Source organism: Candidatus Kapaibacterium thiocyanatum (genome assembly GCA_001899175.1).
In the GTDB taxonomy this organism is placed as follows: domain Bacteria; phylum Bacteroidota; class Ignavibacteria; order Kapaibacteriales; family Kapaibacteriaceae; genus Kapaibacterium; species Kapaibacterium thiocyanatum.
This window is the reverse complement of record MKVH01000014.1, coordinates 26,548-47,007: the sequence shown is the minus strand read 5'-3', so window position 1 is coordinate 47,007 and position 20,460 is coordinate 26,548. Positions and strand designations below refer to the sequence as shown.

Genomic DNA, 20,460 nt, shown 5'->3' with positions numbered 1-20,460 from the left:
CGACAGAATACCATGACCATCGGCATACTTCTCTCAGGCTGCGGCGTCTACGACGGCGCGGAAATCCAGGAATCGGTCTTCACCATGCTGGCCATCGGTCAACGTGGAGGGACATCGTTGTGCTTGGCTCCGGACGTACGACAGCATCACGTCATCGACCATCGTACCGGCAACGAAATGCCGGAGCAGCGTAATGTCCTCACGGAGGCGGCGCGCATCGCCCGCGGCGACATCCGGAACGTTGCCGATATCACGATCGACGAGATCGATGCGCTCGTCATTCCCGGTGGATTCGGCGATGCGAAGAATCTCACCTCATGGGCCTTCGATGGTCCCGATGGGACGATCCTGCCTGCCGTGAAGAACCTCATCGTCTCCATGGTCCACGCAGGAAAACCGGTCGTCGGTCTCTGCATGGGACCTACCGTCATCGCGAAAGCTCTCGAAGGATCCGGCGTCAAGCCGCATCTGACCGTCGGAACGACGGAAGAGGCTTCGCCCTACGATATCGCCGAGGTCAACGCAGGCATGGAGAAACTTGATGCACGAACGCATATGAATTCCGTCCATGAAGTCACGATCGATGCCGGCAACAACATCATCACGGCACCGTGCTACATGATGGAAGCGTCCATCGTCGACGTCCACGACAACGTCCAGCAAGCCATCGGAGCCCTCTTCGCCATGCTGACGCCGGATCCTCTTCATGTCTGAGTTGATCGCACTACCGTCCCTCATCTTCCCTCCGATCGCACCTCGCGTGCGGACCGAGGACGGTACGGTGCGCATCTTCGACGTCATCCGTAAACAGTACGTCGTGCTGACACCCGAAGAGTGGGTCAGACAGCACGTCATCAACTGGCTCATCAACGACAAATGCTATCCCATCGGGCACGGTTCCATCGAACGGACGATCGACAAGCAGGGTATGCGCTACGACATCCTGTGGGTGGATTCCGACATCAAGCCCTTCCTCCTCGTCGAATGCAAGGCACCGAGCGTCCCCGTCACCGCCGATACGCTACGCCAGTCCGCCTGGTACAACATCACGCTGAAGGCGCCGTACGTCCTTCTGACGAACGGCTTCACGGCCTACTGCGCACATGTGGATGCCGATGGCGTCGTCGACATGTGCCCCGACATTCCCGCATATCCGGAACGATCATGACCATCACCCTCCGCTCTCCGCTCGACATGCACCTGCACTTCAGGCAGGACGACATGCTCCGTCTCGTGGCTCCACTCACCGCCGGCCATTTCGCCGGTGGCGTCATCATGCCCAACCTGCTCCCGCCGGTGAACTCCGTCGAGCGCCTTCTGTGGTATACGGAGGAAGTCCGTGCAGCCGTCGCCCCGCATGCGTTCGAGCCCTACATGACGCTGTTCTTCCGCGACTATACGGAAGCCGAACTCGCTGCCGCGAAGCCGCATATCATCGGCATCAAGCTCTATCCCGCCGGTGCCACGACGAACAGCGAAGCGGGTGTCCAGGAGATCGGGAAGATGGATCACGTCTTCGCCATGATGCAGGAACAGGACATTCCCCTGCTCGTCCACGGCGAAACGCACGGCTTCGTGATGGATCGGGAACGTGAATTCTGCGACGTCTATCGTCATCTCGCGGAACGGTTCCCGCGCCTGCGGATCACGATGGAACACATCACCACCGCCGATGCCGTCACGTTGCTCGACCGGTACGAGAATCTTCATGCGACGGTAACGCTGCATCACCTCATCATCACGCTCGATGACGTCGTCGGTGGCCTCATGAATCCCCATCTGTTCTGCAAGCCTATCGCGAAGCGCCCCGAGGACCGCGACGCCTTGCTGAAAGCGGCGCTGGAGGCCCACCCGAAACTGATGTTCGGCAGCGACAGTGCGCCGCATCCTATCGACAAGAAGGAATGTCCCGGATGCGCGGCCGGCGTCTTCACCGCCCCAATCATCCTGCCCTTGCTCGGTGAGCTGTTCGAACGTCATCACGCGCTGGATCGTCTGCAGGCCTTCGTGAGCGACAATGCGAAGCGCATCTATCGTATCCAGCCTCCCGAACGCACCATACGATTGACGAACGAGGCCATGACCATTCCCGAACGTTACGGCTCCGTGGTACCGATGTGGGCCGGCAGGACGATTCCGTGGTCGGTGATACCGGAGTGATCCGTACTATCTTTCCCGTGTCGTTCGGGACAGACGTTCGATCGACAGATCGATATTGAACCAAATTCGCACTGTGTCACCATCTGCGGTTTGGCATTGACGCAGATTATACCGCTTGCCATCGACGTACCGTGTTATCTCGAATAGCGGCGTCAGGTTGAACATGGTCATATAGGCATATTCTTCGCCGGTACTGATAGCCACCATCGCCGTAGAAGCAGAGCGCCCATTCCCGGACGACATCAGGGCACTCAATACTCCATTCGCAATTCTCCTGTATGCCTTAGCCGTATCATTCCGTCCGATACGTTCCAAAAACGTAGCCATGGCAATATTTGCCTGCACGTTCAGTGGTTGTCCAGCTACGGCAGAATCCAGGAGGGTTCGTGCGCGTCGGGTGTTACCGGCTGCCAGAGCACGAACCCCATCCATGATCATATCGCTCATCGACAACTCACCGTACGGATCGTATGCCGAGGACCGGACGTAGGCCATCCGTACCTGTGTATAGTCCAGCGTCGTGTCGAAGGCCCTCATCCGCTGATGGAGGGCCTTCCAGACATCATCGGGGTCGGATACCGTCATTCCATGAAGACTGGCACCGACCAGTGAAAGGACAACCAGGTACGTCATCATGGTTGTTTCCAGATCTCCTTCATGGCGGCGAGCGACGACATAACACCGCTGGCTTCATAGGGCATGAAGACCGTCTTGTTACCGTTCATCGCCATTTCCTTCATGGCCTCGATGTAACGGATCGCGATCAGGTATTGCGTGGGATCGCCCTTGCTCTGTGCGACGGCCGAAGCGACGCTCTTGATGGCTTCGGCCTCTCCGTTGGCAACACGCATCCGCGCCTCGGCTTCGCCCTCGGCAATGAGGATCTGCGAACGTTTCTCGCCTTCTGCACGATTGATCTCCGACTCGCGCATACCTTCCGACTCGAGGACGGCGCTCTTCTTGCTGGCTTCGGCCGTGAGGATGGTGGCACGACGATCGCGTTCCGCACGCATCTGCTTCTCCATCGCTTCCTGGATGTCCCGCGGAGGGATGATGTCCTGCAACTCGACGCGATTGACCTTCACGCCCCACTTGTGCGATGCCTCGTCGAGGATGGCCCGCAGCTTGCTGTTGATGGTATCGCGTGACGTCAGCGTCTCGTCGAGCTCGAGATCCCCGATCACGTTACGCAGCGTCGTCTGCGTCAGCTTCTGGATCGCATCGGGAAGATTGGAGATTTCGTAAACGGCCTTCATCGGTTCCACGACCTGGAAGTAGAGCAAGGCATTGATCTCGATCGTCACGTTGTCGCGCGTGATCACACCCTGGCGCGGAAAGTCGTAGACGGTTTCGCGCAGATCGATCTTCGGCGTACGCATGGCGATGTACAGGCTCTTGCCGGACGGATCGGTGCGTACGAAGCGCCAGTCGATCGGACGCGGCTTGTCGATCAACGGGATGATGATATTGATGCCGCTTTCCAGCGTCCTGTGATAGCGGCCGAGACGTTCGATGATGATCGTCTCCGCCTGCTGAACGACACGGATACCCTTCATGAGAAGGACGAGGACGAACAGGACCAATGCACCGAGTACATATTCCATGACGAGACCTTGCTGAATGAATGACTATTGTTCGCTGACGATGACGGTCGTACTGTCTACCCGCACGATACGCACCACGGCCCCGGCATGGATAGCGCCACCGTTCAGCGACATGGCACGCCAGTCGTCGCCGTCGATGAGCACGCGCCCGGTATCGGGTGCCGATGGAATGTCTTCCGATACTTTCGCCATGCGACCGATCAACGCATCCGTTCCCGTACGCGCACGCCTTCCTTCACGGAAGATGGTCTTCTGCAGGAAGGGCCGGATGGTCACGAAGGACAGCAGGCAGACGATACAGAAAGTCATGACCTGGGCGATCTCTCCCCCGCCGGCCCATGCCACAACACCTGCGGCGAGAGCGGCTACGCCGAAATTTGCCAGAACGAAGCCTGGTGTGATAACTTCGAGAATGAACAGAACGATGGCAGCGACGAGCCAGAGTTGTACCGGCGTCATGTAGTTCTCCTATCGATACGCCTGATAGGCGTCGTAATTCAATCCCTGACGGCGCAGGAACTCGGCATGCAGGCGCTTGTAGTTCTGTACGCCCGGTGCGATATTCACCGCGTCGATATACGCACGATGTGCGTCGTACATCAATCCCTGATCTTCATAGGCAGCGGCGAGAATCAGCCGTGCGATAGCCGACTGATCGTCGTCCATGTCGTCCTTCGCCCCATGGACCACGGCTTCGGCCTCCGCACGCTCCGCCGGCGTCAGACGATAGAGAGCGTACTCGTCCGAGCGGACGCCGCCCCCACCTTCGACGTGCCAGAAGTAGACCTGGCCAGGCGTCAGCGGCAGTTGCGCCGTCGTGACCATCATCGACGTATCCGATACGTCACGGCCGAATATCTCCCTGTTCTCACGGTCCAGAACGACGACCTTGTATCTCGACGTGTTCGGCAGCCTGTGCCATACGAACGTCACGCTATCGCCGATCAGTCGTGTATGCCGGGGCATGATGGCGACGAGTTCCTTCCCCCTGGCCATACCGTTGTATGCGACCACCGCCAGTTGTCGTGCCTCGCCCATACCACCTACTGCGGCATCGATGGTATCGACGACGCTCACGTCATCGCCATCCGCACGCTCGACGGCACCGACCGTCTTCATGCGCCCCTTGTGATCGTCCTTGAATGCGATGGGCTCGTCGACCTCGGTCAGTTCGTTGTAGACATAGGCGGCGAACTTGCCGCTGACGCTGGAGCTCTTCCTGGTGGCCGCCTTGTCGAGATCGGCGATCTTGTATGCGCCTTCCTTGCTCAGCTCGAGTGTGCGGCCGTTGTTGTGGGCGAGACTGACGTAGCCGCCCTTCGTTACCGTGACGCGTTCCTTGAGACCAAGCTTCATACCTAGACGGACCGATCCCGCATTGCAGGTCACCTTGCCCCGCACCGCAAGAACCTTGAATCTGTCCTGCGCGGACGTCACCGTCACGGCTGCACACAGGAACATCGTCAGGAGTATCGCTCTCATTGTTCTGCCCTTTTCTTTCGGAAGGTACGAAGGATGATTTTCTTCAACGAGTCCTGATAGAGATCATGGACCGTCCCGACGAGGAAGACGCCCAGGAGCGCCGGTGTCGGATTGATCTTGACGTGGTAATCATCGAACAGAACGATGGTTCCATAGAAGATCGCGAGGGACTCCACGAGCTGGATGGCCAGGGCAAGTGTATCGTACCAGGCTTCGTACCGGGTGTAAATGTACGTAAACGTCAAAACGTTCAGGACGAGTACGCACATACCGAGTAAAAGATTCTGGGCGAATGTCGCCGTCGCGATGTATTCACCCGACAGGATCATGGACAGGACATTGGCATGGATCACGACACCGTACATGTCCGGCAGACTGCGTCCCACGTATTGTTCGTTCATGGGCGTGAAGAACTTGTCCTCCACGCTCTTCTCGCCGATGTAGTCTCCGAGGAAGCCCATCAGGACGACCTTGCCCTTGACCACGGAGAGGTCGGCCCCCGGATCGAGCGATTGCTCGACGTCGATGTGGTAGAAGCTCCCGAGGTTGCCACGGAAGTTGATGGTCTCCGTCGTCTGCTCGCGTGCCAGAGCGGTACGCGCCTTGTCCGGGGCGACGATCGTGGCCAGGGCGATGGGGAATGACGGTTCCGTCCGGCCATCGACCTTCTCCTCGAACGATACCTCGCGGCACGTCTTCACGTCCTTCTCCTCTTCGGTGACGAGGTTGGCAAATCCGGTATAGGCACTATGACCGAACTCCGGGCGGCTGCGCACGAGGTCGTGGAACGAGGTTCCGTCGTCGTCGGCTTCGAGCCTGGACACCATCACGAGATTCGGTGTCGCGGCCAGCGCCCGTGCGAGAGCAGAATCCAGCTCGACGTCCTTCTGTGCGAGAAAGAAGGCATCGAGACCTACGGCTGCCGGCTCGAAACGGCTGATGTTCCGGAGCTGTTCGGCGATCTGTGCCCTGTCTCCGTTACCGATGTTGACCAGAACGATCGACGTGTCGACGTCGACATGATCGTCGCCACGGAGCTGGGACAGCACGATGTCCGTGAGATCAACGTCTCCGAGGGCCTGGGAAAGCGGGCTGAGAAAGTCGAAGTTCTGCGGCACGACATAGAGCAGCAGCGCCGCGATACACGTGGCGATGGTGATCATCAGATTGTCGAACGACAGCAACAGGCGGATGAGAGCTCGCATGTTCCCCTTGTGATACTCGGATACGAAAATGGCCATATCCCGGATCACGGCCAACGGTCACTGCCTACCCGGTGCTATATTTGGGCTCTCCTTCCAATGATGACGGTATGGATACGACCTCACGCTCGGTATATTCTCCCCTCACGACCCGCCTGTCCAACGGAATTCCGGTCATCGTCGATCGCGTACCGTCCGTGGATTCGTGTGCCGTCGGCATCTGGGTACGGGCCGGTACACGGGACGAACCCCGCTCCCAGGCAGGCGTGGCCCATTTCGTCGAACATACCTCGTTCCGACGCACACCCGGACGTACGACGCAGCGCATCGCCAGGGACTTCGAGAACGTCGGAGCCTATGCCAACGCATATACGACGAAGGAAGAGACCTGCTACTACGTCAGAACCCTGCGCGAACACCTCCCCGCCGTATTCCGTACGTTGGCCGACGTCGTCCTGAATCCGGTCTTCGATCCGAAGGATGTGGAGAAGGAACGTACGATCATCACCGAAGAGATCCGTTCATACGAGGACGAAGCCGAAGAATTCATCTTCGATACCGGTGAAGGACAGATGTTCGGCAGGCACCCGCTGGGAGTTCCCATCGTGGGCACGGTGGACAGCGTGGCGAATATCACGGCCGACGATGTCCGGAACTTCCATGCCCGCCACTATCATGCGGGGTCGCTGATCGTCACGGTATCGGGCAACGTCGACCCCGAAGACTTCATCGCACTGGCCGAACGCACGTTGACGAATGTGCGCCCGCGAGGCCGTGCCTTGTCGCGTAAGGCCCCTCCTTCTCTCTCCACCTCGTCGTTGACCATGGAGCGTCCGGTCCAGCAGGCCCACATCCTCTGGCAGGTGCGCGTACCCGGTCACCGCGATTCCGAACGGTTCGCCCTGATGCTGCTGAACACGGCACTGGGAGACGGAATGTCCTCGCGACTGAACGTACGTCTGCGCGAGCGGAAGGGACTGGCCTACAACGTCTATTCGCAGTTGCAACTGTTCGTCGACTGCGGAATCTTCGCCATCTACGCCGGTGTGGAAGAGCAGCGCCGTGATCGCGCACTGGCCGTCATCGACGAAGAACTGGCGCTGGTCGCACGCGAGGGTCTGCGTCCCGCCGAACTGCGCAGGGCAAAGGAACAGATGCGTGCAGGCAAGATCATGTCGCTCGAATCACTGACGGCACGGATGACGATGCTCGGCAAGGGAATGTTCGAAGACGGCGTTCCCGAAGATCCCTATGTGACGATCGACAGGATCAACGCCGTGACCATCGACGACGTCAATGCGGCAGCCCGGCGCTGGTGCCGTCCGGATCGATGGAGTCGCTGCCTGATACTGCCCTCACCATCCGATGACTGACCGATCATGATGTTCACTCCCGAACAGCAGGAAGCGTTGTCGACGAACCGCCATCTGGCGGTCCTCGCCAATGCCGGTTCGGGCAAGACCAGAGTGCTGACGGAACGTTTCGTCAATATTCTCCTGGCCGGCGAAGCGCAACTCGACGAGATCGTGGCTATCACCTTCACGATCAAGGCCGCCGCGGAAATGCGCAGTCGCATCCGCGAACGGCTCGACGATCTGCAGGACGATCCGACGATCGGTATCCAGGCCCGCGAATGGGCACAGCATATGGGCACGGCTCGTATCAGTACCTTCCACAGTTTCTGTGGCGGCCTGATCACGCAGTATGCCGACGAGCTCGGACTCGAATCCGACATGCGCGAACTCGGACCGCGTGAAACGTACTCCCTGCAACGGGATGCCGTAATGCAGACCGTCCGGATGTGGCTGCAGTCCGGTGACGATCGACGCGAGCGCCTGCTGCGTCTCTTCGATGAAATCGATCCTCCGAACGTCGAGCAGCTCGTCATGACCTTCGGAACATCGTCCGAACGGGCCAGCCGCATTGACGAATGGCGGCGCCGGTTTTCCGACGAGGCGGATCTGCTGCAACATCGGCTGCAGACGTGGCCCTACGTAGCCCGCTCATCGGTGATATCGCTGCTCCTGACCGTTCGTACGAATCTCGTCGCATTGCTCGGCAACGGTATCGTGGAAGCCGCAACGACGATCGGAACCATCGACGGCATCGTCGACAGACTCAGATACGGTGCGCACGACGACTCGCTTCTCATCATCGGAGAAGCCATCCATCTCATCGGCACCATCTATACAAAGGGTGGCACCGGACACAAGAAGTCCGCGCAGGCAGCCTTTCCGGAAGTACGGGATATCACACCGATCTCGAAGTCGACGTGGGAACGTATCGCATCGTTCGCCACGGCCGATATCGATACTGATGCGGAACTGTTGCAGATCGACTGCATGAATACCGTCCTCGATCTCGCCGCCGATGCGGCCAGGCACTACAGAGCCGCCAAGATCGAACGGAACGGTATGGATTTCGACGACATGATGCTCATGGCACGGGACCTCCTGCGCAACGAACGCATCGCCGCGGATGTCCGCAGAGGTATCCGCTTCCTGATGGTCGATGAATTCCAGGACACGAATCCCCTACAGTACGAGATCGTCGACCTGCTCCGCGCTCCGAATCTTTATATCGTCGGTGATGATAAACAAAGTATATATGGGTTCCGCGAAGCCGATGTGCGCCTGTTCCGCAAGGCGGCTGACGATATCGGGCATACGGTGAAGATGACGTCGTCGTTCCGGATGGCTCCCGGACTGGCGACGGCGGTGAATACGCTCTGCGCGGACATCTTCCGTCAGGCCAGCGACTACGACGTAGCCTACACCGACCTCGCCTGCGGCCGTATCGCGCCCGACGGTCTCGGCTCCATGACGATCATCGCCACACAGCTTTCCGGTGAAGCCGACGAGCGGGACGTGGACGACTCCGCGCTGTCGGCCGAACTGCGCAACTGCGCCCGTGGCGTCGCAGACATCCTGAACGGCACGATACCGCTCCATGTGGAAGATGCGTCGGGCCTGCGGCGAGTCGGCCCCGGTGACATCGCCATCCTCGTACGCCGTACGACGGCCATTCCGGTCATGATCGACGCCTTGCGTACGCTGGGCATTCCATACCAGGCACACGGTGGGCGGGCATTCTTCTCGCGGCCCGAAATCGCGGACCTCCGCAACCTGCTGCTCTGGTGCAGCGATACGGCCGACGATCTGGCACTGTTCTGCGTCCTGCGCTCTCCGATGATGATGGTCGACGACATCGACCTGGTCCGTATCGCCGGCTCCCCGGTCTCGGCATGGGATGCCCTCTCCGGCATGGTCAGGAACGGTAGTGCAGGCGAATCCCTTCAGGCGGCATGGAAGGTACTGGATGAAGCGCGGACGACGATCGGCCTCATTCCGCCGACGCAAGTGCTCCGCCGTGCGCTGTCGTCGTCACGATGGTATCCTTCCATAGCGGGTGATCGACGCAGGGATCAGATCGTCGCGAACGTCGACAAGGCTCTCGACATTCTCGACGATACGAGTACATCTGCCGGTGCGACGCTACGCGATCTCGTGGATGCGTTGACACCTCCGTCCGAACGGGATACGGAGGCGGAACGTACCTTCATGGCGGATCCCGACGCCGTGCAGGTCATGACCATCCATGCATCGAAGGGTCTGGAATTCCCCGTCGTCATCGTCGCCGATACCAATGCAGGCGTACCACCGCCGGGCTGGATATGGTCGGACGAGATGGGACTCACCCTGTCGTTGACCGACAGGATCTACCGGAGCGATGGTCGCGCCGTCGAGCGCCCGACATCCTTCATGCACGACATCAATCGTCAGGCGACGATCCTGCGTGATGGTGCGGAAGAACGGAGACTTCTCTATGTCGCAATGACCCGTGCCAGGGATCATCTGCTCGTCAGTATGCCGTTCGGGATCACCTCCAGGGGATTCCTCTCGGCACCGAAGGGACTGAACGCCCTCCTGCAGCCCGTACTCGATGCGCGTTCTCCCATCGCGGATCGCCCGGACGCATGGGCCTTTTCCAATGGCCTCATCATTCATGGACGATACGGGAGATACGACGCCGCCGGCTATGTGCCTCCGGACACCACAAAACGCGACGTCCTCGACCTCTCCGCACCGCTCGCGATCGACTATCGCCCCGACATCCTCACGGCGACGGATCTCCTCGATCCACTGGCCATGCTCGATGAACCGAGTGCATCGACGATCGAGACCGGTATCGATTCGAGCACCGGACCGGCCTATGGAACGCTCATGCACTTCCTGTTGCAACACATGCTACCGGCAGTGACCATGAACGAGGCGGAACAACGTGCACGACTGGAAACGCTGCTCGACACGCGGATCATCACACCCGACGTACGGACATTCGCCATCGGCGAAGTGCTGGCCGTGTTGCATGCCACACCTGTCGCGGGCATGGTCTTCGACCACGCAATCGTGGAAGAGCCTCTCATCGCGGCCTTCGGTGATACGATCCTGCAAGGCGTCATCGACGTTCGTATGACGGTCGACGACGATATCGTGGAAGTGTGGGACTGGAAGACCTCCCATGTAGCGTCTGCGGCCGACGTCGGCCAACGGGCCGCACCGTACCTGCCGCAGATGATGGCCTATGCATGGATGTGCCTGCGCACGATGCCTGCGATACGACGTGTACGGACGCGCCTGCTGTTCACCAAGGCGGCTGGACTGGGCGACTGGTGGACGCATACCGATGAATGGCATCGCGCGAACATCGTCGTGCTCGAACGCTCGCTCGACGAAGCGATCGGCCGTACCGTCGAACGACGGTTGCGCAGGTCAGGCCTCCGCGATCGCTGATCCCGCGGCCGATGCCGATGCCCAGGCCCACTGGAAGTTGTATCCCCCAAGCCACCCGGTGACGTCGACGACTTCACCGATCATGTAGAGCCCCTGCACGGACCGTACCTCCATCGTCTTCGACGACAGCGCACGCGTATCGATACCACCACGCGTGACTTCGGCCTTCGCATATCCCTCCGTACCATTCGGAATCACCGACCATGTCTTCAGGTCCTGGACGGCAGCTTCGAGAACGCGACGTTGCGTCCGATTCACATGCATCCCATATCGCTCGTCGTTCCACTGCTGGACGAATCGCCTGGGCAGGACGGTCGAGAGTACGGTACCGAGTGTCCGGAGCTCACGCAGTTGATCGGGTATGAGATCGTTCCATCCATGATCCGGAAGAAGATCGATGGACAATCCCTCACCGGGCTTCCAGTATGACGATGCCTGCAGGATGGCAGGCCCGCTGAGTCCACGGTGCGTGAAGAGAATGTTCTCCCTGAATGGCACGTTCCCGGCATTGGCCACGGCATCGATGCTGATGCCGCTCAACGATCCGAATCGTGCGGCATAGGCATCGTCGAACGTCAGCGGAACGAGGGCCGGACCCGGAGTCACCAGGGCGATACCGAAATGCCGCGCGATGCGATAGCCTAGATCGGACGCGCCAAGCGAGGGAATGGACAGTCCTCCGGTCGCGACGACGACGTGCGAAGCGTGGATATCACCACCGTCCGTTTCGATGATGAAGTCGTCGGCGCGCCTCACACCCTTGACCCGGACACGCATACGGAGCTCGACGTCGCTGCGTCGGCATTCATCCACGAGCATGTCGATAATCCGTTGCGACGACTCGTCGCAGAACAGTTGCCCGAGTTTCTTCTCATGCCATGCGATGCCATGACGCTCGACGAGATCGAGAAAGTCCTGTGGCGTATATCGCGTGAGTGCCGAGCGTGCGAAATCGGGATTGTCGGAGATGAAGTTCCGATGGGTCGTGCCGACGTTCGTGAAATTGCAACGACCACCACCACTGATGCGGATCTTCTTTCCTGGACGATCGTTGTGTTCCAGAACCAGAACGCGCTTGCCCCTGGAAGCGGCCACTGCGGCGCAGAACAATCCGGCGGCGCCAGCGCCGAGCACGACGACATCCATCATTTGACGACGACGAGTGGAACGGTCTTCGTGAAGATGCCTGCGCTCAGACGTATCTGATAGACGCCAGACGGGAGATCGGATGTCGTGAATGCCACGGCATATTCTCCGCCACGCAACGTCATCGACCCATCCATCAGTTCTCGTACGGGTTGTCCGCTCGCATTGTAGATCACGGCCGTGACAGGAACCGTTTCCTGCATGCGGAACTGAAGCGTCGCCTCCGATACGGCAGGATTGGGCACGATACGCATGGCCGGGGCACCGACCGTCGTGTACTCCAGTACCGTGATGTTGCACGAACCGGTCGTCACGAACGGCGTGATCATCGTCTTCGGTACCACGTCGAGGAATTGCAGAGAATCCGAGACGAAGCCCGTACCGACCGCAGCCATCGTCGACCGTATCGAATCGGGAACGGTGACGAGGAAGCGCAATCGCAGCAGTTGGCCTGCACGCACCGTATCGGCGGAACGGACATCGATGAGGATAGCTCCGGGCATCGGCGACGTAACGGTCGTATTCGGCTCCGCGAACGAGTCCGCATCGAGATACTTCAGCGCTCGTCCATTATAGCTCAGGTCGATGCCGAAGTTCAGGCCATTGAGCCAGTACGTCGTTCCCTGATAGGTGGCGCTGATGTCCTTCTCGACCATGACCGGGATATGGATCGTATCGCCGATCGCACCTCCAAGGCTGTCCGGTATCCAGAACGTTGTCATCGCTGCGAACGACAGGTCGAACTCGGGGGCATAGCCATACCCACCGACCATCGTCGTATCGCGTGTCTCGCACGGATAGGCGCTGACGGCGATGACGTTCGTATCGATCGGGCGCTCCTCACGCGGACAGAACCTCAGCGTAAGAACCGCACTGTCGCCCGGCAGGACGCTGTCGCCGAGTGCGGGCACGCTGCCCACGACGGTGACACCGGCAGGAAGGTCGAGCAGTGCGTCGACCGTATTCGTGACGTCGCCGACGTTATGGACGATCAGTTGGCGATCCACGCAGTCGAGAATACGCACGCTGTCGAATGCAACGGCAAGCCGCGTTTCGATCTCCGAGCGCCGTGCGATGATCGTCCCCCTGTCGCCCGTCGCGATGAGGCGATACAGGATCACGTCCTCGGTATCGAAATTGACGCTGTCCACCGTGATAGGACTGTTCGCAGCATTGTTGTTCAGCGTCACGAATCGCGCATAGAGGAACGGCGTGAGAGAGTCGACGCCACAGAAGTTCTTGCACGTCACCGCTCTTCCGCCGAAGGGTGATGGTACATGCGTGAGGGTCGGCGTATAGGCGATCCCGCCGGAAATCGACGTACACGACCGTGCGAGTACCGGCGACTGGAAGTCGACGAGTCGTAGTTGCGTCGTATCGAAGTCGACGCGCAACGAAATGTCGACCACACTGGCATCGATGACGATCGACGAATAGACCGGTACGACGAGCGTATCGCAGGAATACATATTGAAAGTATCGGGCTCGACACGTCGTGGATCGAACGTGAAGGCAAGGCCCTTCGTCTGTGCATAGCCGCTGCCGCGCACCAGGACCGTCGTATCAGTTCCCTTGCATGGCTTGCTGTAGTGCAACACCATGCGGGCTTCGTACAGTCGCGGCGCACGAGGACGTTGACGGACGTCGATCTGGAGGTTCTCCCCGGGTCGTATTGTCACCGGCATCGCCCCTGCGGCGGGACTCGTGATGAAGAAGACGCGGTCATCGGGAACGAACGTTATCGAATCGATCACCACCGTATCCTGTGTCGGGTTGACGGTGAAGTCCGGAATGCCTACCGTAACCGTCAACGGCGTCGTGCTCAGGACGTCGACAGGACCAGGTGCGAACTGGACGAGCGTCGGCACGGGTGCGAAGGTCAGTGAGCGTTTCCCTGCGAGGAAGGTCTCCGTCGTCCTGGACCAGCCCGGACCATGTGCGGCGACATGAGCGATGGCCTGGCATGTCGTGGCCGTATCGACGGCCGGTGACCGTGGACAGAACGTAAGATAGACCGTGTCCCTCGTATTGGGCGGAATCTCGTACGGGAAGGTTCCGTTCGGCGAGAACTTCGAGCGCCATGCATAGAACTGAGGTGTAAAGGACGCCGTCCCTCCGTTGTCGATCCATAGCGAGTCGACGATCATCGGATGGACGAGCGATGCGTTCAGTAGCGGCATGATGCGCTCCGAACACTCGCATGGCCGTACGTATCCGAAGTTGATGAGACTGATGGCGTTCTCGAGTTCGAGGATGACGCCTCGCCCCTGCAGGTTGCCCGCACCCTCGATCGTACATGGCGTAGTCGAATGCGCCGTGAGATCGGTGTTGTAGTTCTGTGCTGCCGTCGGTGCGAATTCGACCACGACGGCGATGGAATCGCGCGGATCGAGCTCGACTGGAACGGGCCTGCTCGTACTGACGATCGTGAAGCCGGGACCGAGGGTCAGGCTGTCGACCTTCACCTTGAGTGCGGATGTGTTCTCCACGATCAGCGTGAGTTGCCGGCGATCCCCTACCTCTACCGTACCGAATGCCGTGAACTGGGTCACGAACAGCTTCGGTGTCGCCGACGTAGCGATCAACTGTACCTGCCAGTCTGCGCCGACGCTCTTGTACCGGATGTAGGCACGGTCCGCCCGATCCTGCGTAACGTCGTTCGGCGTATACCGGAAGATGAACGGCAATGAATCTCCAGCGGCGATCGTGTACGTCGTCCATGGCAATGGTGGGCTGATCACCGTGATTCGCCCCCCGCTCTGATCGGCGAAGACCACGTCGGTCATCGTCTGTGCCTGATTCGTGATGTTGACGACATGGACGGTATCGTCGCGCGAATCGCAGGCCACCACGTTCTCCGTTTCCATGACGATGGGAGAGAACCGGTAGGTACGGAGAATGCCCTTGCCCCTGAGGTCGATGCAGTCGACGGTATAGCATCGCGTTTCGAACAGGCACAGGCGATCGAGATACTCGAGCGAGTCGGTCGGTCGGAAAGTGACCGGAATGGTCACGGAATCTCCAGGCGGAATACGGCGTCCGGTTCCTGCCAGGAGCGTGAAGGCTTCGCCCCGTTCGACGTAGAGCGAGACGTTCAGCGTATCGAACTGACTCGTATTCTTCGCGACGACGTTGACGGTCGTCTGTTGTCCGACGATGACGGATCCTGCATCGACGACGCCGTTGACCTGCCACGAGACCTTGTTGTCGAGCCCGCGGCCCGTCACGTAGATGACCCGCTCGATGGTACAGCCCTGTATCCTGGTACGGATGATGACGCTGTCGAACTTGATACCGGGCGAGCGCGGACGGAATCTGATGGCGATCGGGTCATACCCCGTAGCCGGCATCAGCGGGAACGGGAATCTGATCCTGTAATGCGTGAAGTCCTGCGGAACGATGATCGTGTCGATCGTCAGCGTACCGAGCGTCAGGTTCTGCCACGTATAGTATTGAGGGCTGCTGGCGAGATCCGGACACGTCGGGGAAAACCGCATGGTATCGATGCGCTTCGAACCGTCGGTGCTGCGGATCGAGATCACCTCCTGCGTCCTGCCGCTCAGCGCGATACGCGCAGGTGTCCGTTGACATCTGTCGTCGGAGAAGATCTGCAGGGTATCGAGGTAGTCGTTCGTCGTGTCGCGCACGAAGGAACGGACGACGAGCGTCGTGCACTGCCCGGGTGCGAGCTGCATCGGGAACGTCGCATTGATGATGCGATACCCCAGCGGCTCGTTGTTCAGGACGTTCGTGAGAGTGATCGTACGGGGCTGACCGACCTTGTCCGACGTATTGCAGATCGTGATCGAGGAGTCGATCGACGTCGTTTCCTTGCAACCGACGAACAACGTGTCGAACACGATACTGCTTCGCGAGACGCTTATTTCGGTGTTGCGGGTCAGCTTCATCGCTACGCGCATCACCTGTCCGCAACGGTTTCCGGGACGTATCTCGAAGTTGTTCTCGAAGTATCCGACGTTCGTGCCCGTATAGACGACGGTCACGACGACGGGCTGACCGGGCAGTAGCTGGATGTTGCGTGGCGTGACGGTGAACAGCGCCGATTCGGGCCCTGCCACGACGGCCGTGGCCGAACTACCGCAGATGGACGTATCGGTGACGGTGAAGGTCCACGTCCGCGTGGAATCGCAATTGATATCTTCGGTGATGGTCGACGGACTTACCGTCACGGTACGTGGAGGCGTTCGGTTCGACCGTTCGTTCTTCGCGCCGGAACGCAGGAGTCCGACGTGCTGTTTCCCCGTGGCATCGCAGAGCTGAAGGATGTTATCCACCGGTTCGTTGCAGCGGTAGTAGACCTGAAGCCCGGCCTCGTTGCCGTTGAGGGAGCGGTCCTTCTGACACAGCACCTCGCTCGCTGCGAGGGCACGGTTCCAGATGCGGATCTCGTCCACCAGCCCCTTCATCGTCCTGTTCAGGTTTTCGTTATCGGCCAGACCGTTGCAACTGCCGATATGCGTCGTCAGGTCCTGACGTTCGAGGGGTTTGAGATACGTCGCGGGATACTGCGGGTTCGAGGTCGGGCCGGCTGCGACTGCACCGTCGATGTAGAGCGTTGCCGTGGCTGCACCGCCATCGAATACCGCCGCTACGTGGGCCCAACGTCCGTACAGTCCCGAGGCCGACGCTCTGGCGATCGTGTTATCCGCCTGATCGAGCGTCGTGGCGTCGGCATTGACTTCGAAGGTCAGTCTGTCGGCCTCGTCGATATAGAAGACCCACTGATCGTTGTAATCCTTGTTCGGCCCCCACAATCCACCCAGGAATTGTCGTTTACCTGCCTGACGCTCGAGGTTGATCCACATTTCCACCGTCAGCGCCTGCTGGCGGGGTTGCGTAGGATATCCGGATATCTCGATGAAGTGCGCTGTACGGCCAGACGACACCGTCAACGACACGGCATTACCGACGCATTCCTTGCGGGTATCGCATTGTGCGGGATATTGTGCCGCGGCACGTATGGCGAAGAGCGACCATACGAGAACGAGAAGAACGCGGATGGAAGCGTTCATAAGCATCCGTTGGGTCATGACGATGCAAGAATCGCTGGTTCGACGGGAACGTTACAGCGGGAGACGGCGAAGATACGAAGAACCTTCAGGGCCGCTGGCCTGTCACGCCGTCCGCCCCTTCCCCTTCGTCCAGATGAAGTAGACGGGTAGACCCAGGGCCACGAGACCGACACCGGGCCACGTATACCCCGGTTTGTAGATCAGCAGACATACGCAGATGGCCGACGCCAGGACGACGTAGAGTGCCGGCAGGACGGGATAGCCGATGGCCTTGTACGGACGTTCGGCATCCGGGCGAAGGCGCCGCAAACGGAAGATGCTGACGATGGTCAGGATGTAGAACAGGAGGACGGCCATCACGACGTAGTCGAGCAGATTGCCGTACTGACCGCTCAGGCACAGGACACCCGCCCACAGGCACTGGATCCACAGAGCTGTCGCAGGTACGTCGTTCCCGTTCAGGGTACGGGCCTTCGCGAAGAACAGGCCATCCACGGCCATCGCATAGTATGCCCGGGCGCCGGACAGGATCAGACCGTTGTTGCAGCCGAACGTCGACACCATGATCAGGATGGCCATGATGAAGGCGCCGTTCGTTCCGAACATGACTTCGGCAGCAGCCGTTCCCACGCGGTCGTTGACGGCGTACTGGATTCCGCGCGACATCACGTCAGCGCCCTCGGGCGAGCCGAGAATGGGCAGCAGACTCAGATAGGCGACGTTCACGAGCAGATAGAGCCCCGTCACGATCAGCACGCCCCAGAACAGCGACAGCGGTATCGTGCGCTTAGGGTTCTGTACTTCGGAGGCCACGAAGGTGATGTTGTTCCATGCGTCGCTGGAGAAGATCGTCCCCACCATCGCTACCGCGATCACGGCCAGGATACTGGACGGACCATCTGCGCCGAGGACCGGAGCGTTCCAGAATGCGGACATGTTGGACGTCCATGCTTCGCTTCCGACCCCAATGGCGATACCGACGACGGCCAGGCCGATGACGGCGACGAGCTTCGTCGAGGTGAAGATGTTCTGCACGATCTTGCCCAGCTTCACACCGCGGGCATTCAGGGCCGTGAGCACGATGATGGATGCAATGGCTACGATCTGTGCCGCACTCACGGATACCGGCCCGAGATGGAAGAGGATTTGGCTCTCGGCCAGGCCCGGTATCAGGACGGCCGTGAACTTGGCGAAGGCCATCGCCACGGCAGCGATCGTACCGGTCTGGATCACCGTGAACAACGTCCATCCGTAGAGGAAACCTGCGAGAGGCCCGAAGGCCTCTCGCAGGTACACGTACTGTCCACCGGCCTCGGGCATCATACCGGCAAGCTCTCCATAGGAGAGCGCGGCGATGAGGGTCAGGAAGCCCGTGAGCACCCATACACCCAGCAGCAGACCTGGCGTCTGCACCATACCGGCGATACCTGCGCTGACGATGAAGATGCCCGAACCGATCATTGAACCGGCAACGAGCATCGTGGCATCGAGCGGACCGAGGGAGCGGCGGAACGACATCAGGACTTCCTGGCCGCTTGACGAACCTTGGAATTCTTGACGCTGTATCCGTAGTAGACGACGAGACCGATGGCGAGCCAGATGATCAGACGGGCCCAGTGCTCGAGGTCGAGCGACAGCATAAGCGCCGTACATGCCACGATACCGAGAATCGGCACCAGGGGTACCAGCGGCGTCTTGAACGGACGCGGGCGATCGGGATCGGACTTGCGCAGGATGATGACACCCGCGCAGACCATCACGAAGGCGAAGAGCGTACCGATCGACGTCATCTCGCCCACAAGCGTGATCGGCGCCAGACCTGCGAAAACGGCGACGAGAACGGCGAAGAGCAGGTTGCTCTTCCACGGCGTCTTGTACTTGGGATGGCTTTCGGAGAAGAGCTTGGGCAGCAGGCCATCCTTGCTCATCGTGAAGAAGACACGAGATTGACCGAGCAGCATCACCAGGATCACCGACGAATAACCGGCGATGATGGCCAGATTGATGGCCGGCTTCAGCCAGGCGATGTTCATGTGATCGATGGCCACGGCCACGGGAGCCGCTGCACCCTTGAACTCCGTATAGTTCGCCACGCCCGTCATCACGAAGGAGAACAGCACGTAGAGGACCGTACAGACGGCCAGCGAACCGAGAATACCGATGGGCATGTCCTTCTGTGGATTCTTCGCTTCCTGCGCCGCAGTCGATACCGCGTCGAAGCCGATGAAGGCGAAGAAGACCAGTGCCGCACCGCGGAAGATGCCGCTCCATCCGAAGGAACCGAAGGTACCCGTATTGGCAGGAATGAACGGATCGAGATTATCGTAGTTGATGTACATGAAGCCGAGGCCGATGAAGACGATGACGACGGCGACCTTGAGGAAGACGATGATGGCGTTGGCCCGCGCCGACTCCTGGATTCCCACGATCAGCAGGAAAGAGGCGGCGAAGACGATCACCATCGCAGGGATGTTGATGATACCGCTGACCTCCGTTCCGTCGGCCATCTTCACGACCTGCCATGGCGAAGCCATCATCCAGTGCGGCAAGTGGACCTTGAAGTATTCGAGGAACTTCACCAGATAGGCGCTCCACGATATGGCCACGGTAGCGGCACCCACGGCATACTCGAGGACAAGGTCCCATCCGATGATCCATGCGAAGAGCTCGCCGAGCGTCGCATAGGAATACGTATAGGCACTGCCCGCGACGGGAATCATCGAGGCGAATTCGGCGTAGCACAGTCCGGCGAAGGCACACCCAACGGCGGCGATGACGAAGGAAATCGATACGGCGGGACCGGCATGATCGGCAGCGGCGATCCCCGTCAACGAAAAGAGCCCCGCACCGATGATGGCGCCGATGCCAAGGGCGACGAGATTCCACGCCGACAGTGTCCTTTTCAGGTCATGGTTGTGAGCCGCATCGCTCTGCAGCTCGTTGATGTCCTTCTTGAAGGTAAGGTTGAATCCCATGCCTATTCCGTATGATTAGAACCCTCGTTACGATCGGGCAAAGATAGCACGAACCGGCAAAGACG

The 20,460-nt window shown here is 59.8% G+C and carries 14 protein-coding genes; 5 read left to right on the top strand and 9 right to left on the bottom strand.

The features are described from left to right. The first annotated feature begins 12 nt into the window (after positions 1 to 12). Genes BGO89_03520 through BGO89_03510 form a run of 3 tightly spaced genes read left to right on the top strand, consistent with a single transcriptional unit; the run spans position 13 to position 2,160 of the window. A complete protein-coding gene (locus BGO89_03520; GenBank protein ID OJX58842.1) occupies positions 13 to 714 on the top strand; it encodes an isoprenoid biosynthesis protein ElbB in 702 nt (233 codons plus the stop codon). Then, the gene (locus tag BGO89_03515) at positions 707 to 1,168 is read left to right on the top strand and encodes a hypothetical protein (GenBank protein ID OJX58841.1); all 462 of its coding nucleotides are present in this window, start codon (positions 707 to 709) and stop codon (positions 1,166 to 1,168) included. The genes BGO89_03520 and BGO89_03515 overlap by 8 nt, the downstream gene beginning before the upstream one ends. Next, entirely contained in the window at positions 1,165 to 2,160 is a 996-nt protein-coding gene (locus tag BGO89_03510) for a dihydroorotase (protein OJX58840.1), read from the top strand. The genes BGO89_03515 and BGO89_03510 overlap by 4 nt, the downstream gene beginning before the upstream one ends. A gap of 6 nt (positions 2,161 to 2,166) precedes the next feature. Here the strand turns inward: BGO89_03510 and BGO89_03505 are convergent, their stop codons facing one another. From BGO89_03505 to BGO89_03485, 5 genes are read right to left on the bottom strand one after another with little or no spacing between them, the layout of a single operon-like run. Beyond that, positions 2,167 to 2,796, bottom strand: a complete 630-nt coding sequence (locus BGO89_03505) for a hypothetical protein (protein ID OJX58839.1) — start codon at positions 2,794 to 2,796, stop codon at positions 2,167 to 2,169. Beyond that, complete coding sequence (locus tag BGO89_03500) at positions 2,793 to 3,764, bottom strand: hypothetical protein (GenBank protein ID OJX58838.1); 972 nt, start codon at positions 3,762 to 3,764, stop codon at positions 2,793 to 2,795. Before BGO89_03500 ends, BGO89_03505 begins: the two co-directional genes overlap by 4 nt. A 24-nt stretch (positions 3,765 to 3,788) precedes the next feature. Further along, positions 3,789 to 4,223: a hypothetical protein gene (locus BGO89_03495; GenBank protein ID OJX58837.1), complete on the bottom strand. Its 435-nt coding sequence runs from the start codon at positions 4,221 to 4,223 to the stop codon at positions 3,789 to 3,791. Between the two features lie 9 nt (positions 4,224 to 4,232). Next, positions 4,233 to 5,246: a hypothetical protein gene (locus tag BGO89_03490; protein OJX58836.1), complete on the bottom strand. Its 1,014-nt coding sequence runs from the start codon at positions 5,244 to 5,246 to the stop codon at positions 4,233 to 4,235. After that, positions 5,243 to 6,487, bottom strand: a complete 1,245-nt coding sequence (locus BGO89_03485; GenBank protein OJX58835.1) for a hypothetical protein — start codon at positions 6,485 to 6,487, stop codon at positions 5,243 to 5,245. The genes BGO89_03490 and BGO89_03485 overlap by 4 nt, the downstream gene beginning before the upstream one ends. Positions 6,488 to 6,558: 71 nt before the next feature. Here BGO89_03485 and BGO89_03480 point away from each other — a divergent pair, with 71 nt between their 5' ends. After that, on the top strand, positions 6,559 to 7,821 hold the full coding sequence (locus BGO89_03480; protein OJX58834.1) for a hypothetical protein: 1,263 nt from the start codon (positions 6,559 to 6,561) through the stop codon (positions 7,819 to 7,821). A gap of 6 nt (positions 7,822 to 7,827) precedes the next feature. Beyond that, a complete protein-coding gene (locus BGO89_03475) occupies positions 7,828 to 11,241 on the top strand; it encodes a hypothetical protein (protein ID OJX58833.1) in 3,414 nt (1,137 codons plus the stop codon). Here BGO89_03475 and BGO89_03470 read toward each other — a convergent pair. From BGO89_03470 to BGO89_03455, 4 genes are all read right to left on the bottom strand, one after another. Next, positions 11,221 to 12,390: a hypothetical protein gene (locus BGO89_03470; GenBank protein ID OJX58832.1), complete on the bottom strand. Its 1,170-nt coding sequence runs from the start codon at positions 12,388 to 12,390 to the stop codon at positions 11,221 to 11,223. The genes BGO89_03475 and BGO89_03470 overlap by 21 nt on opposite strands. Next, complete coding sequence (locus BGO89_03465; protein ID OJX58831.1) at positions 12,387 to 17,420, bottom strand: hypothetical protein; 5,034 nt, start codon at positions 17,418 to 17,420, stop codon at positions 12,387 to 12,389. The genes BGO89_03470 and BGO89_03465 overlap by 4 nt, the downstream gene beginning before the upstream one ends. 102 nt (positions 17,421 to 17,522) lie before the next feature. Then, positions 17,523 to 18,938: an amino acid transporter gene (locus tag BGO89_03460; GenBank protein OJX58830.1), complete on the bottom strand. Its 1,416-nt coding sequence runs from the start codon at positions 18,936 to 18,938 to the stop codon at positions 17,523 to 17,525. After that, entirely contained in the window at positions 18,938 to 20,395 is a 1,458-nt protein-coding gene (locus tag BGO89_03455) for an amino acid transporter (GenBank protein OJX58829.1), read from the bottom strand. The genes BGO89_03460 and BGO89_03455 overlap by 1 nt, the downstream gene beginning before the upstream one ends. Between the last annotated feature and the right edge of the window lie 65 nt (positions 20,396 to 20,460).

Excerpts from the sequence above, each read along its gene's own strand:
- BGO89_03485 (OJX58835.1), bottom strand. The coding sequence starts at position 6,487 with ATGGCCATTTTCGTATCCGAGTATCACAAGGGGAACATGCGAGCTCTC.
- BGO89_03480 (OJX58834.1), top strand. The coding sequence starts at position 6,559 with ATGGATACGACCTCACGCTCGGTATATTCTCCCCTCACGACCCGCCTG.
- BGO89_03500 (OJX58838.1), bottom strand. The coding sequence starts at position 3,764 with ATGGAATATGTACTCGGTGCATTGGTCCTGTTCGTCCTCGTCCTTCTC.
- BGO89_03460 (OJX58830.1), bottom strand. The coding sequence starts at position 18,938 with ATGTCGTTCCGCCGCTCCCTCGGTCCGCTCGATGCCACGATGCTCGTT.
- BGO89_03505 (OJX58839.1), bottom strand. The coding sequence starts at position 2,796 with ATGATGACGTACCTGGTTGTCCTTTCACTGGTCGGTGCCAGTCTTCAT.
- BGO89_03465 (OJX58831.1), bottom strand. The coding sequence starts at position 17,420 with ATGAACGCTTCCATCCGCGTTCTTCTCGTTCTCGTATGGTCGCTCTTC.
- BGO89_03455 (OJX58829.1), bottom strand. The coding sequence starts at position 20,395 with ATGGGATTCAACCTTACCTTCAAGAAGGACATCAACGAGCTGCAGAGC.
- BGO89_03475 (OJX58833.1), top strand. The coding sequence starts at position 7,828 with ATGATGTTCACTCCCGAACAGCAGGAAGCGTTGTCGACGAACCGCCAT.
- BGO89_03520 (OJX58842.1), top strand. The coding sequence starts at position 13 with ATGACCATCGGCATACTTCTCTCAGGCTGCGGCGTCTACGACGGCGCG.
- BGO89_03515 (OJX58841.1), top strand. The coding sequence starts at position 707 with ATGTCTGAGTTGATCGCACTACCGTCCCTCATCTTCCCTCCGATCGCA.
- BGO89_03470 (OJX58832.1), bottom strand. The coding sequence starts at position 12,390 with ATGATGGATGTCGTCGTGCTCGGCGCTGGCGCCGCCGGATTGTTCTGC.
- BGO89_03490 (OJX58836.1), bottom strand. The coding sequence starts at position 5,246 with ATGAGAGCGATACTCCTGACGATGTTCCTGTGTGCAGCCGTGACGGTG.
- BGO89_03495 (OJX58837.1), bottom strand. The coding sequence starts at position 4,223 with ATGACGCCGGTACAACTCTGGCTCGTCGCTGCCATCGTTCTGTTCATT.
- BGO89_03510 (OJX58840.1), top strand. The coding sequence starts at position 1,165 with ATGACCATCACCCTCCGCTCTCCGCTCGACATGCACCTGCACTTCAGG.